The organism is Citrobacter sp. CRE-46, from assembly GCF_059615875.1.
Genome location: NZ_CM184341.1, coordinates 1,244,770 through 1,256,907, shown reverse-complemented (window position 1 = coordinate 1,256,907; position 12,138 = coordinate 1,244,770). Strand labels below are relative to the sequence as shown.

9 protein-coding genes are annotated in these 12,138 nt (G+C 46.9%); 5 read left to right on the top strand and 4 right to left on the bottom strand.

Annotated features, from left to right (window positions below):
- Nucleotides 1-147 precede the first annotated feature (147 nt).
- The 4 genes from AC534G_RS05970 to AC534G_RS05955 all read left to right on the top strand — a co-directional run bounded on the left by AC534G_RS05970 (nt 148) and on the right by AC534G_RS05955 (nt 6,006).
- Nucleotides 148-504 (top strand): KPN_00521 family repetitive protein, encoded by a 357-nt coding sequence (locus AC534G_RS05970; protein ID WP_038632820.1) that lies wholly within the window; start codon nt 148-150, stop codon nt 502-504.
- Nucleotides 505-858: 354 nt separating this feature from the next.
- Nucleotides 859-1,425, top strand: a complete 567-nt coding sequence (locus tag AC534G_RS05965; RefSeq protein WP_110497098.1) for a Slp family lipoprotein — start codon at nt 859-861, stop codon at nt 1,423-1,425.
- 278 nt (nt 1,426-1,703) lie between these two features.
- The gene (locus AC534G_RS05960) at nt 1,704-2,861 is read left to right on the top strand and encodes an efflux RND transporter periplasmic adaptor subunit (RefSeq protein ID WP_110497097.1); all 1,158 of its coding nucleotides are present in this window, start codon (nt 1,704-1,706) and stop codon (nt 2,859-2,861) included.
- Nucleotides 2,862-2,889: 28 nt separating this feature from the next.
- The gene (locus AC534G_RS05955; RefSeq protein ID WP_199981021.1) at nt 2,890-6,006 is read left to right on the top strand and encodes an efflux RND transporter permease subunit; all 3,117 of its coding nucleotides are present in this window, start codon (nt 2,890-2,892) and stop codon (nt 6,004-6,006) included.
- Nucleotides 6,007-6,219: 213 nt separating this feature from the next.
- Here the strand turns inward: AC534G_RS05955 and AC534G_RS05950 are convergent, their stop codons facing one another.
- Together AC534G_RS05950 and AC534G_RS05945 are read right to left on the bottom strand one after the other, a co-directional pair.
- Complete coding sequence (locus AC534G_RS05950; RefSeq protein WP_051594538.1) at nt 6,220-6,534, bottom strand: HdeA/HdeB family chaperone; 315 nt, start codon at nt 6,532-6,534, stop codon at nt 6,220-6,222.
- Between the two features lie 32 nt (nt 6,535-6,566).
- Complete coding sequence (locus tag AC534G_RS05945; RefSeq protein ID WP_085048904.1) at nt 6,567-7,163, bottom strand: DUF308 domain-containing protein; 597 nt, start codon at nt 7,161-7,163, stop codon at nt 6,567-6,569.
- Between the two features lie 281 nt (nt 7,164-7,444).
- Here AC534G_RS05945 and AC534G_RS05940 point away from each other — a divergent pair, with 281 nt between their 5' ends.
- Complete coding sequence (locus AC534G_RS05940) at nt 7,445-8,074, top strand: YfdX family protein (protein WP_069324610.1); 630 nt, start codon at nt 7,445-7,447, stop codon at nt 8,072-8,074.
- 76 nt (nt 8,075-8,150) lie between these two features.
- On the opposite strand, the gene AC534G_RS05935 is transcribed toward AC534G_RS05940, so the two are convergent.
- The gene (locus tag AC534G_RS05935; protein WP_110497093.1) at nt 8,151-11,393 is read right to left on the bottom strand and encodes a response regulator; all 3,243 of its coding nucleotides are present in this window, start codon (nt 11,391-11,393) and stop codon (nt 8,151-8,153) included.
- A gap of 4 nt (nt 11,394-11,397) precedes the next feature.
- The gene (gene evgA, locus AC534G_RS05930; protein ID WP_038632843.1) at nt 11,398-12,012 is read right to left on the bottom strand and encodes an acid-sensing system DNA-binding response regulator EvgA; all 615 of its coding nucleotides are present in this window, start codon (nt 12,010-12,012) and stop codon (nt 11,398-11,400) included.
- Nucleotides 12,013-12,138: the final 126 nt, after the last annotated feature.

Below are 12,138 nucleotides of genomic sequence, written 5' to 3'. Positions count from 1 at the left end.
AACAAAAATAACCGTATTAATTGCTCACAGCTGCACTAAATGGATAAATAACGTTATCAGCACTTACAGTTTTTTCCTAAAGTCAGCGCTTCGTTTGTATGCCATGCTTCATTACGCTAATAACTTATAACGCTAAGCGAGGATATTATGAAAAAGACAATTATCGCATTATCTGCCATTCTGCTGGCTTCTCCTGTTATTGCCGCAACAACACACGCAACCGATAATGATGTAGCCGCCGCGCACGAAAACGCGAATACTGCAAAAGAAAAACTGCATCAGGCGCAGAATCAGGGCGAAGAGCAAAAATTAAAAGCAAAACATGCTGCTGAAGGTAAGCAAGATGACCTGAGCAGCAAGGTGAGTGAAGGTTCACAAAAAGCCTGGAATGATACCAAAGAAGGTACAGAAAAAGGCTGGAATGCAACAAAAGAAGGTGCAGAGAAAGGCTGGAATAAGACCAAAGAAGGTGCAGCCTCCGTTGAGAAAAAAATCAGCGAATAATCCTCCAGCCATTCAATAGTAAAAAGCCGCGAAAGCGGCTTTTTACTATTAGCATGATCCGTCCTGCACAGCGTTGACACGTTCCTGACTTAAATCCGCAGAACGTGATGATGACAGCGTTCAAACGGACCCAACATGATGCCATGATCGTCACCGGATGATAACCTTGTGGCGCCATCACCATCACCATCACGGTTGTAGACTGTCATACACTCATCCAGCGCCCCGTTAAAATACTGTCTGTTATTACCATAAGCTACAATTATATTAATTTTAGATAATCAGCCTCGCGCCTGCTGACAATAATGAGTAAAGGTTTACTATAGACCTGTCTTTTTTTAGCAGGAAAGTAAAATGAAAAAAACAAAAGGGTTGCTGATTATTGCCCTTGCTTTCACTCTGGCATCATGTGCTTCAATTCCTGAAAATATCAAAGGTAATAATCAACCAGATATACAAAAAAACTTTATCTCCGTGCATAACCAACCGGGGTTATATACAGGCCAGCAGGCCCGATTTGGGGGTAAAGTCATCAATGTAATTAACACCAAAACGGATACGTTACTGGAAATCGCCGTTCTGCCGCTGAACAACGACGCTAAACCACAAATAGACGCCAGCTATCAGGGCCGTATTATTGCCCAACAGAAAGGTTTTCTCGACCCGGTAAACTACAGAAACCACTTCGTGACTATTTTAGGGACAATTCAAGGGGGTGAACAAGGATTCATCAACAAAATCCCGTACAATTTTGTTAAAGTTGATTTACAAGGTATTCAGGTTTGGCATTTAACTGAGTCCGTCAACACCACCTATAATATGTGGGATTACGGTTATGGCGCATTCTGGCCAGGACCGATGTGGGGAATGCCCTACTCCGCAAATACCGTAACCGAGGTTACTCCAGAGCTAGTGAAATAATCTCTGTAGTACGATGACGTGAATAGACTCCGGAGCCGAGTGTTTGCCAACACGCTTTCTAATCACTCCGCGCTTTGCTTATTTCGTCATCGTGCTCCATGCGATCCTTCGCTAAATATTCATTGTTTCTGTTACATATAATTTTAACCGCTAACTTTTAGCGCGGAAATGGGCGTTACTCTTCTCATGCCTGACCATCTTCTGTTATTTACCGATAACTCCCCCACCCTGCATGCCATAAAAAAACATTTGTGCTTACGAATTCTTCAGGGATTACTATGAACAGAAAATGCTTACTGTTGATACCACTATTTTTTAGCAGCGTCATTATTACCGCCTGCGATAATAAACCTGCAGTAAAAACCCCCTCCATGGAGCCCGAGGTCGGCGTTGTGACCTTAGCGCCTTCCTCGGTGAATATTAAAAGCGAACTTCCTGGCCGCGCGGTTTCATTTGAGATCGCCGAAATCCGCCCTCAGGTTGGTGGGATCATCATTAAACGTAATTTTATTGAAGGTGACAAAGTCAGCAAAGGAGAGTCACTGTATCAAATTGATCCCGCCCCGTTGCAGGCCAGGCTGGATGCAGCCAGAGGCGCACTGGCAAAGGCGCAGGCGACGGCCAATAATGTGCGACTGACATTAAATCGGCAGTCAGCATTAATAAAATCCAATTACGTCAGCCGCCAGGACTACGACACGACGCGCTCACAGCTTAATGAAGCAGAGGCCAATGTCGCCGTCGCCAAAGCGGATCTTGAGCAGGCCACCATCAACCTTCGTTACGCCAATGTCACCTCGCCGATTGAGGGTATCAGCGGTAAATCCTCCGTAACCGTGGGCGCGCTGGTCACCGCGAATCAGGGAAACGCGCTGGTTACCGTGCAAAGACTGGATCCGATTTATGTTGATTTAACGCAGTCAGTACAAGACTTCTTACGCCTAAAAGAAGAAAAAGCCAGTGGGAAGATTGCCCAGCAAAAGGGCAAAATTCCGGTTGAACTGATGCTGGAAAATGGCAAGCCCTATCGCTATACCGGCACGCTTGAGTTTTCCGATCCTGCCGTCGATGAGACTACCGGTTCCGTGACCTTGCGCGCCGTATTCCCCAATCCGCAGGGTGAAATTTTACCCGGAATGTACGTCACTGCATTGCTGGATGAGGGCAACCAACAAAATGTTTTAATGGTCCCACAGCAAGGGATTACGCATAACGCGCAGGGAAAGGCCACTGCGTTAATCCTCGATCAAGAAAACGTGGTGCAACTACGCGAAATAAATGCGGTGAAGGCTGTAGGCAATCAATGGTTGGTGACGACAGGATTACATCCCGGCGATCGGGTCATTGTGTCCGGATTACAAAGAATCCGTCCGGGAATCAAAGCCAGAATCCTCGCTGCAAAACCAAACACACCTGACACGGTAACTGAACAGTAATATTTCAGGTATTAAGGACACTTTCTTCATGGCTAACTTTTTTATTGAGCGCCCGGTTTTCGCCTGGGTGCTCGCTATTATCATGATGTTTACCGGCGGTATCGCGATAATGAACTTGCCCATCGCGCAATATCCGCAAATTGCTCCCCCCACCATTACCATTAGCGCAGCCTACCCCGGTGCAGACGCCAAGACCGTTGAAGACTCGGTAACTCAGGTGATTGAACAGAATATGAACGGGCTTGATGGCCTGATGTATATGTCATCCACCAGCGATGCGGCCGGTAATGCGTCGATTATCCTGACCTTTAAAACGGGGACCTCACCTGATATAGCGCAGGTTCAGGTACAGAATAAGCTACAGCTGGCGATGCCTTCCTTGCCACAGGAAGTCCAGCAGCAAGGGATCAGCGTTGATAAATCCAGCAGCAATATCTTAATGGTTGCGGGTTTTATCTCTGATAATAACAGTCTGAGCCAATATGATATTGCTGACTATGTGGCGTCGAATATTAAAGACCCACTGAGCCGCACCCCCGGGGTCGGGAGCGTACAGTTATTCGGTTCGCAATACGCCATGCGTATCTGGCTGGATCCGCAAAAGCTCGACAAATATAACCTTACGCCGCAGGACGTTATTACCCAGATCAAAGTACAGAATAACCAGATATCGGGCGGACAGTTGGGAGGAATGCCGCAATCAGCCGACCAGCAGTTAAATGCGTCGATCATTGTTCAGACACGCCTGCAAACTACCGATGAATTTGGCAAGATCTTCCTTAAGGTTCAGCAGGATGGCTCCCAGGTTCTGCTGCGGGATGTCGCTCGTATTGAGCTGGGTGCGGAAAATTATGCCACGGTGGCACGTTACAACGGAAAACCCGCTGCCGGGATTGCAATTAAACTTGCCGCTGGCGCCAATGCCCTTGAAACATCTCAGGCCGTTAAACAAGAGCTGAACAGGTTATCAGCCTGGTTTCCGGCCAGCATGAAAACCGTTTATCCCTATGACACTACCCCCTTTATCGAGATTTCAATTCAGGGTGTGTTTCATACATTGATCGAGGCAATCATCCTGGTATTCCTCGTCATGTACCTGTTTTTGCAAAGTTTCCGCGCGACGCTTATCCCCACTATCGCGGTTCCGGTTGTTATTCTCGGAACCTTTGCGATACTCGACGTCGCCGGTTTTTCGATCAATACGCTCACGATGTTTGGCATGGTGCTGGCAATAGGACTGCTAGTTGATGATGCCATCGTGGTGGTTGAGAACGTAGAACGTATTATTGCCGAAGAGCATTTGTCACCCAAAGCGGCGACGCATAAAGCGATGGAGCAGCTCCAGAGAGCGCTGGTTGGTATTGCCGTCGTTTTATCCGCCGTGTTTATGCCAATGGCATTTATGAGCGGGGCAACGGGTGAAATTTTCCGTCAGTTTTCCATCACCTTAATTTCCTCCATGCTGCTGTCGGTATTTGTGGCGATGAGCCTGACGCCCGCACTCTGCGCTATGCTGTTGAAATCCCACGAGGGAGAAACAGAAAACACCCATTTTCTGTTTACCCGTTTCAATCACTTCATGGAGAAATGCACCCATCACTACACTGACAGCACCCGTAGGCTATTACGTTGCACCGGACGCTATATGGTAGTCTATTTAGTGATTGGCGCTGGCATGATGGTGCTGTTTCTCCGTACTCCCACCTCCTTTTTGCCTGAAGAAGATCAGGGCGTTTTCATGACCACGGCACAATTACCTTCCGGTTCAACGATGGTAAATACCAGCAAAGTGCTTGGGGAAATAACGGATTACTATCTGACAAAAGAACAGAAAAATGTTGCGTCTGTTTTTACCGTTGGCGGATTTGGCTTCAGCGGACAGGGGCAAAATAACGGTCTGGCATTTATCAGCCTGAAACCGTGGTCAGAACGCGTTGGCGAAGAAAACTCGGTTACCGCCATCATTCGACGGGCAATGATGGCATTAAGCACCATTAATAATGCCGTCGTTTATCCGTTCAATTTACCCGCAGTCGCCGAATTGGGTACCGCTTCAGGTTTTGATATGGAGTTGCTGGATAACGGTAACCTTGGGCATGAAAAGATGATGCAGGCCCGCAACCAGCTCCTGGCTTTGGCCAGCCAGTCACCCGATGAAGTTAACGGGGTGCGCCCAAATGGGCTGGAAGATACGCCGATGTTTCGCATTCATGTCAACGCGACAAAAGCAGAGGCGATGGGTGTGGCATTGTCGGATATCAACCAGACCATCTCTACGGCGTTTGGTAGCCGCTACGTCAATGATTTCCTTAACCAGGGGCGCGTTAAAAAAGTGTATGTCCAGGCCGATACGCCGTTCCGTATGTTGCCGGACAATATCAACCACTGGTACGTACGTAACGCCTCCGGCGCGATGACGCCGCTTTCAGCCTACTCATCAACCGAATGGACCTACGGCTCTCCCCGTCTTGAACGCTACAACGGACAGCCTGCAATGGAAATTCTCGGCCAACCGGTCGCAGGGAAAAGCAGCGGCGATGCGATGAAATTTATGGCATCACTGATTAATAAACTGCCCGCGGGCGTCGGTTATGCCTGGACGGGACTGTCGTATCAGGAGTCGCTGTCCACCCATCAGGCGCCAATGCTGTACGGCATTTCTCTGATCGTCGTATTTCTGGCGCTGGCGGCACTGTATGAAAGCTGGTCAATACCATTTTCCGTAATGCTGGTTGTACCAATTGGGGTGGTCGGTGCTTTGCTGGCGACCGATCTGCGTGGCCTGAGCAATGATGTTTACTTTCAGGTTGGCCTGCTCACCACCATGGGACTTTCAGCTAAAAATGCTATTCTGATCGTCGAGTTTGCCGTCGAGATTATGCAAAAAGAAGGAAAAACGCCGCTTGAAGCCGCGGTGGAAGCTGCGCAAATGCGTTTACGTCCTATTTTGATGACGTCATTGGCCTTCATTCTGGGGGTTATCCCACTGGCAATAAGTGACGGCGCTGGCTCTGGCGCGCAAAACGCCGTCGGTACGGGCGTTATCGGTGGAATGTTGGCCGCGACCGTGCTGGCGATCTACTTTGTTCCGGTCTTCTTTGTTCTTGTCGAAAACATGCTGGCGCGATTTAAAACCCGACATTGATTCCCTACCCTTGTAAGTGCTTATCCCTGGGATCGGGTAATAAGATCCCAGGAATGGCGCTTCGCTTATCAGACCTACAGTAGTTAGCAGACACTGCTATCCAGCGAGTTTCCTCGTGGATAGCTGAGCGAGTTATTTTATTGTGAGGGGAAATGTGGGTGTGGGGACAGAGGTTGTCAATTCTAACTAAAGCCAGGCTATCGAAACGGTTAATCAGTAATGCAGACCGGCCCCCTTCAGATTTACGGTCAGTTCGCCTAATTTCGTATCCGGGTGTTGATGACACATGTTAATCATTTTCGGAACAGCGACAGTTTCCACCTCATGCAGCGGAACATAATCATCGCCTTTAAAGTCAGAATTTTTATTAACGATCACAAAGGCAATTGCCGTCATGTATTGCCGACTCATATCAGCAAACTCTTTACAGGTCATATCTTGTGGCGCAGCTTCGGTTGCCTGAGTAGCAAACGCACAGCTCATCGGTGCCAAAACAGAGGTCATAATAACAACAGCTGAAACCATCATTTTAATATTCACGATACACTCCAGAGGCAGTTTTAATGGTTATTAGCAAGTTTGTCTGTTGCTACCAACTTCGTATTCCTGCGCAGACTGATAAAAGCCAAAGAACTGAAGATCATCTCGACCCCAATAAAAATCGAGGTAAACACGTAAGACTTGTCGGGATCCATATTCAGCCATACGCCAGCAATAAGCAGATCTAAAATGCCGATAAAAATGTTCCAGCCATAGCCCGGACTGCGGAACATTTGAACTCCGGAAGCCACACGAAAAATACCGCCAAGAATAAACAAGCAGCAAAAAACCATAGCCAACGAATTCATGCCAATCACCGGGTTAACAAGGAAACAGTACCCCAGCAGTAACCATGCGATAGCAAAAAATGCATAGGTAAATTTGGCTTTCAACTGCTTCTTCCCGGCGCTAAACAGGCTATAAATAGAATAAAAACCGCACACCAGGAACATAAAACCTGTCGCATAGCTTAAGTAAACGCCAGCAGCGATAGGATAGATTAAGCAGCAAATACCACATACCAACAACAGCACCGCCATAATTGTTGCGTGTCTTTTATAATGAGAAAGTGTTTTTTCGTTAAACGTTCTCAGGGCTTGCTGATTAAAAATGAACATACATCCTCCGTTACATGTAAACGTAATGTAACCTACTAATAAAAGAGTTAATACTCACACAATACATATTACTTACAATGAAATAATAAGACTTCAGATAAGGATGCGTATATAAGAAGAAAGGAATGTTGTTATCCGTTTAATCCTACACATGTCAGACGTCTGACACCTGTAAGATTAAGCGCTCATTATTCTATCCTGGCTCTGATTCCTCTCTTTAAACTTATTTAATATGATTATTGCGTTTGGTGAACAATACCAACTTTATTCAGGAGAACGTAATGAAAAAGATTATTCTTGCAGGTCTGCTTGCAACTATGATGGGTTCAGCTCCGGTAATGGCATCTGCCACTACTCCCACTGCGGCACAAACAGCCACAGCCAATGTACAAAAAGAAGCAGCCGATATTATGCAGGTCGCCGTACAAGGCGCCAATGCGATGCGCGATATTCAACTGGCTCGTCTGGCTCTGTTTCACGGACAGCCTGACAGCGCAAAAAAATTAACCAATGACGCCGCTTCCCTGCTGGCAGGCGACAGCAGCGACTGGGCGAAATTTGTCAAAGCAGCGCCTAAGGCGAAGATGATTGACGATCAGTACGTAATTATTAACGCTACGATCGCATTATCAGAAGATTATATTGCTACGCCGGAAAAAGAATCTGCTATCAAAACCGCGAACGGCAAAATGGCCAAAGGTGACTGGAAAGGTGCAGTGGATACCTTGCAACTGGCAGGGATCAGCGTGCTTCAGACCCAATACCTGATGCCTTTGAATCAGACGCGTAAAGCCGTTGCCAGCGCCCAAAAACTGCTGTCCACGGGTAAATTTTATGAGGCTAACCTTGTGTTAAAAGGTGCTGAAGAAGGTATTGTTATTGATAGCGAAATGGTGGGTGCAGGCCAGTAATACTCTGTACTAACGAGTGATGAATCAAGACATTTCTCTCCGGATCGGGCAGCTACGGCTACCTGATCCGGGGGGATTAATGGCTCATCAGACTGTCGATCTCAATTTCAATTTCTCGCATGACAGCAACAATTTTCTGTAATGCCTGCTGCCGTACAGCCAGCGGAAGATCGTCATGTCGCATAGACTCAAAAGGTTCGCACAGCGTCTGAAGCGCGGTGATACCCAGAATTTGCGCCGAACCATGCAACCGATGAAGCGCCCGTAAAAACAGCTGCGGCTCATCTTGCGCAACGGCTTTCTCAGCCGCTTGTAAATCACTCAGCGTTGCTTCGCGGAATGTTTCGAGTATCTCGTTCATTAATGCGCGATCGCCACCGGTATTTTCAGTCAGTACATTGAATTTTAAATGCCGGATTGCACAAGGTGACGCATAGCCCGTGTCGATTTTGCTCAGTTCATGCGTCAGCGTCTGGATTGACACCGGCTTAAACAGACACAAATTCATACCGTTTTGCAAACATCGATCGCGTGACTGCGGGAGCGCACTGGCCGTCAGCCCCCATATTTGCAAATGAGGTTGTTGACGACGTAGTGAAGCCGCGAGATCAAACCCGTCTTTCTTCGGCATATTCACGTCGGTTATCAACAGGTCGTATGATTTTTTGGCCAGTTTGGCTTCGGCTTCCTCGCCATCACAGGCCTCATCTACGCTGTAGCCAATGGTATTCAACTGGCGTTTAAGCAGCAGGCGATTAGTTGGGTTATCGTCTGCGATCAGAATCGACAGACACGGTAGCGGCAACACTGCGCCCGGGGTATCCCCATCCGCTACTATCGATTGTCGGGCAGTTTCAACCGGTAGCGTAATCGTGAACGTGGTTCCCTGAGCCGGAATACTCCTCAGTTCCAGCGTACCGCCCATCAGCGTTACCAGTTCTTTGCAGATAAATAACCCCAGACCAGACCCCGTTTGTTGACGTCCGCAACGCCCCTGAGCATAACGATGGAACAGTCCAGCCTGCTCTTCTTCGCTAATGCCACAACCGGTATCACTGATGGCGATTGTCAGGGTGCCGTGATTATCTGTGTCCGGAGTCAGTCGGGCCGTAACATGAATACTGCCCTGCGCCGTAAACTTCAGCGCATTTCCCAGCAGATTGGTGAGAATTTGCCGCAAAGCCTGCTGATCGACAAATACCCGTTCATTTACTGGCAACTGGCTGACGCAGGCAAGCGATATACCTTTCTGCCTGGCCAGGGCATCGAAAGAGTGGCACTGCAATTCAATAAGCTGCGAGAGATCGGTCCACTGGGGAACAACCTCATATTTTCCGGATTCAATCTTATCAACGTCCAGAATCTTACCAATCAGTCCCAGCAATGATTGGGCCGTCGCCCCGGTCAATGCAATGGCCTCTTTGCGTTGTGCCGGACTGAGCTCAGAGCTTGAGAGTAATTCCACAAAACCAACAATCGAGCTTACCGGGGTACGTAACTCATGACTCATGCTCGCCAGAAAACGGCTTTTGGCTTTTGTGGCGGCAATCGCTTTATTCTTTTCGGTCTCCAGCTCTTGAGATAAAACCTCTTTGAGATGCAACTGTTCTTCCAGTAACCGCTGCGATTGCTTTCTTTTACGGACTTCACGGGAGAGTGATATCCCCCAGATCAGGCTAATAGCAATAAGTACCAGCGCAAATAACCCCAATTGATAGAACTGTTTACTATATCGGCTCCAGATATCAACCTGCGTATTGGAAATCTTCGACCACTTCTCCGTCATTTGTAAAATTTCACGCGGAGGTATGGCTTGCAGGGCCTTATCAATGACAGACTTCAGCATCGGCTCATGAGAAGAAATAGCAAAACTCACCGATGCGCCTGGCATATCAGGCAGCCGGAAGAAGTGCATATTATTCTGGTAGTAATGATCGGTAATGAACTTTGCCGACAATTCGGTCGCGATTGCCGCATCAACGTCGCCCTCCTTGACCATAGCCATTGCAGCGCTACCGGTATCCGCATTCACCCAGGTCACCTGCGGATACTGTTGTTTAAGGCCACGTTCCAGAATATGTCCGGCAGGCAGAGCAATACGTATCGGTTTTCCCAGCAGCGAGTCGACTGTTTCCTGGCGCGATGTGATAACCACGAATGCAACATTCATCAGCGGATCGCTCAATGCCGAATCGTCCTGGTTTTGGTTAGTCGGGGCGATCGTCGGATACATATCCCACTGCCCACCACTGATGAGTTTGGTCTGTTCACTTCTGGACGTGGCCAAAACAGGTTCAAAATCAAGACCCGTTTGCAGATGAATAATATTCAGCAAATCGCCAAGAATACCGCGTAACTCGCCGCTGCTATCTACCAGCGTATAGGGTGGGTAATCCGGGTTGATCAAAATGCGGATAGTATGTTTATTCTTCAGCCATTCTTTTTCCTGATGACTGAAAGGAATGGGCGCATTCAGATAAGCAAGATTACCGCGATTTAACCAGTTCTGCATCACCTGCATATGGATTTCATTACTTATTGACGTAATAAAACCATCAAGAATATTTCTTAATAGCGGTTGATTTTCATTAACCACAAAATAATTATATTGTTCTTGCTTATCAAAATAATGCGTAATAACCAGGGATTGCGAGAAATACCGCGAGATACAATGACTAGTGGTAATATTGTTACCAATATAATATTGGTTATCATCGTTCACCACCGACGCCATTGCCTGATACTCGTCGTCATAAAATGAGACTTTAGCATCAGGAAAAGCGTCCTGGATAACGTTAAGAAAAGGGCAATCCCGCACACAGGCGACGCTGACCTTATGGTTCGTCATCAGCGGTAGCATCGTGTTTTTTAATGACGTCACAAGCGTCGGCCACGTTGTGAGTAATGCCGATGTGCGCAGTAAATGCCCGCCGACATCCTGCCGCCGGGAAAGCTGGGTTATCAACGTATCAACATCATTACTGGCGAGTGCGGCAAGCGCCTGCTGCTCGTTATCGTATTGCTTTATAACAATTTTTACATTGAGACTTTTTTGCATTAGCGCAAGGTAGTCCGCGTTAACGCCCCGATAATTTTCCCCGCTGTTTTGATAGACAATAGGTGAGACTTCCGGTAACCAGGTGCCAACCACTAATGTTTTTTTATGCGCCAACCAGTTTGTTTCTTCCCTGTTTAAGCTGATATTTTGCACCGCAGTATTATAGTTACTTTTTAGTTCAACCTGGCGCGCTGAACTCACATCCGTAAATAATCCGATGGTAAATATGACCATCAAAAAAATAAATAAGCGTTCCAGCATTACTCTACCCTATTTTATTTCTTTGCGCGTAATCATAAATTTCCATTAATGAAGAACAATCTAATTTTTCCATTAAACGACTTTTATAAGTACTGACCGTTTTATTACTGATATTCATTTTACTGGCAATCGTACTGTAATCCATACCATTAAGGATATAACGCAACACTCTCATTTCCTGTGTTGATAGCGTATCAAGTTTATCCTGTTCGCTGGCCGATGAACCAGTAAAGTGTTCAAGGGAGAAAGGGAAATAACTATAACCATTTTTGGCGGCTTCGATGGCGGCAAGAATATTATTCATGCCTTCTTTTTTACTCACAAATCCGTTAGCACCGTATTCAGCACTACGTTTACCATAAAAATATTCATTTTTTGCTGAAATGATAATGATCACACCAGCATAGTGCCGCTTGCGTAATTGTTCCAGCACCTCAATGCCACTGATACCAGGAATATCCACATCAATAATTAGTAGTTCAGGTTTGTTTTTCTCAACCACCTGTACGACTTGCTCGCCACTGTCGAGTTCAGTGGTCACAGTGATACCATTAGTATCGAGTAAGTTGCGAATGGCAATGCGGGCCAAAGGGTGATCATCAACGATTATCGCGTTCATTGCGTATAAGAATCCCGATAAATAAAGAGAGGCGATGGCTATAGTGCAGGTGAGTCTTCAATATTACTGATTTATAAGTGCCAGACCCAGGACGCAAATTCTAACATAGTCACGTGTATATTTTAT